General features: G+C 72.5%; 3 protein-coding genes. All 3 read left to right on the forward strand.

The annotated features are described in order from the left end of the window. Positions 1 to 638, forward strand: a 638-nt coding sequence (locus tag NON22_RS23670; protein ID WP_425508029.1) for an O-linked N-acetylglucosamine transferase family protein, incomplete at its 5' end; no start/stop codon positions are given. 14 nt (positions 639 to 652) lie between these two features. Beyond that, the gene (locus NON22_RS23675) at positions 653 to 1066 is read left to right on the forward strand and encodes an RNA-binding S4 domain-containing protein (protein WP_257389441.1); all 414 of its coding nucleotides are present in this window, start codon (positions 653 to 655) and stop codon (positions 1064 to 1066) included. A 61-nt stretch (positions 1067 to 1127) separates the two neighbouring features. Beyond that, the coding region (locus NON22_RS23680; protein WP_257389442.1) for a tetratricopeptide repeat protein at positions 1128 to 1897 on the forward strand (770 nt) is incomplete at its 3' end.

Consider the following 1897-nt stretch of genomic DNA (forward strand, 5'->3'; position numbering starts at 1 on the left):
TGCCGCGCGAGCCGGCGCTGCAGCCGCCGCTGCGTGCAGCGGCGCGCTCGCCGGGCAGCGCCGCGCAGCTGCTGTGCCTGCAGAGCCTGACCAAGCTCGTACCGTCGTTCGACGACACGCTGGCGCGGCTGGCCAAGGAGACCGGCGCACGCATCGGCTTCTTCACCGGGCCGGCCGGACCGCAGCCGCCGGAGCGGCGTTTCCTCGCGCGCCTCGGCGCCGCGTTCGCTGCGCTCGGCCTCGAGCCCGAGCGTCATCTGGAGCTGCGGCCGCGCACGGCTTATGCGGACTATCTGGCGCAGATCGCCGCTGCCGACCTCGTGCTCGATACGCCGTGGTTCTGCGGCGGCGCGACGAGCCTCGACACCTTGCACGTCGGCACCCCCGTCGTGACCTGGCCCGGCGAATTCCTGCGCTCGCGCCAGACCGCCGGCATGCTGCGTCTGCTTGAATTGCCGCAGGGCATCGCCACGAGCGAGGACGAGTACGTCGCGAATGCCGTGCAGCTGCTGGCTGATGCGGATGCCGACGCTGCGCTGCGCCGCCGGCTGCGCGAGCGCGCGCCGCGGCTGTTCGAGGCCGGCGCCGGCCTCGCCGCAATCGCCGATCTGCTCGAATTCGGCCGCGTCACTTCATGAAACGAGAAACGCCCATGTCCGCGAGTCCCGAATCCGCCAGTTCCGACGCCGTACGCATCGACGTCTGGCTCTGGGCGGCGCGCTTCTTCAAGACGCGCAGCCTGGCCAAGAGCGTCATCGAGGCCGGCCGCATCGAGATCAACGGCGCGGCCTGCAAACCGAGTCGATCCGTGCGCGTCGGCGACCGCCTGCGCATCGTGCGCGGCGAGGAGCGCTACGAGATCGAGGTGCTCGGCCTGAGCGAGCAGCGCGGGCCTGCGCCCGTCGCCCAGGCGCTCTATCGCGAGAGCGAGGAGAGCCGCGCCGCGCGCCAGGCCGCGGCCGAGCAGCGCCGGCTCGAAGCGACCGGCTACGCCAAGCCCGCAACCAAGCCCGACAAGCGCGCGCGCCGCCTGATCCGCGCGCTCGGCGACATCGACGCGCTGTAACGCGCGCGGACCGCGCGGCGGGCCTCGCCTACAATGCGCGTCCGTCCCATCGGAACGCGTCATGTCGCAGCCCCCGAACCGCCTGGCGCTGGAACTGTTCGCCAAGGCGCAGGCCTATCACCGCAGCGGACAGCTCGGTCTGGCCGAGAGCCACTACCAGCGTCTGACCAAGCTCGATCCGCGCAACGGCGAGGCCTGGCATCTGCTCGGTGTGGTCGCCTATCAGACTGGAAAAGTGGACAAGGCGATTTCGCATTATCGCCGTGCGGTCGAGCTGCGCCCGCGCGCGGCCGAGATGCTCAACAACCTTGCGCTCGCGCTGCGCGCGAAGGGCGATCTCGCCGGCGCCGCCGATCAGTTCGCCCGGGCGCTGCAGGTGCGGCCCGAATACGCGGCCGCGGCCTATAACCTCGGACTGCTGCAGGAACAGGCCGGCGATGCCGCCGCCGCCGAGCGTTCCTATCGCCAGGCCCTCGCCGCCGATCCCGACGCGCTGCACGCCTTGACCAATCTCGGCAACCTGCTGCGGGCGCAGGGACGCCTGGCCGACGCCGAGCGGCCGCTCGCGCGCGCGCAAGCCTTGGCGGGCCAGGATGCGGCGGCCAACGGCAATCTCGCGCTGCTGCGCATCGACCAGGCGCGGCATGCGCAGGCGCGCGAACTCGCCGAGCGCGCGACCACGCTGCAGCCCGACAACGCGGCCTGGTGGGAAGCGCTCGGCACGGCGCTGCGCCTCGGCCAGGACGCCGACGCGGCGATCGCGCCGCTCGAACGCGCCGAAGCGCTCGCGCCGACGGTCGCGGCGATTCCGCTGCAGCTCGCGCTCGCGCT

This window comes from Tahibacter caeni, from assembly GCF_024609805.1.
Lineage (GTDB): Bacteria > Pseudomonadota > Gammaproteobacteria > Xanthomonadales > Rhodanobacteraceae > Tahibacter > Tahibacter caeni.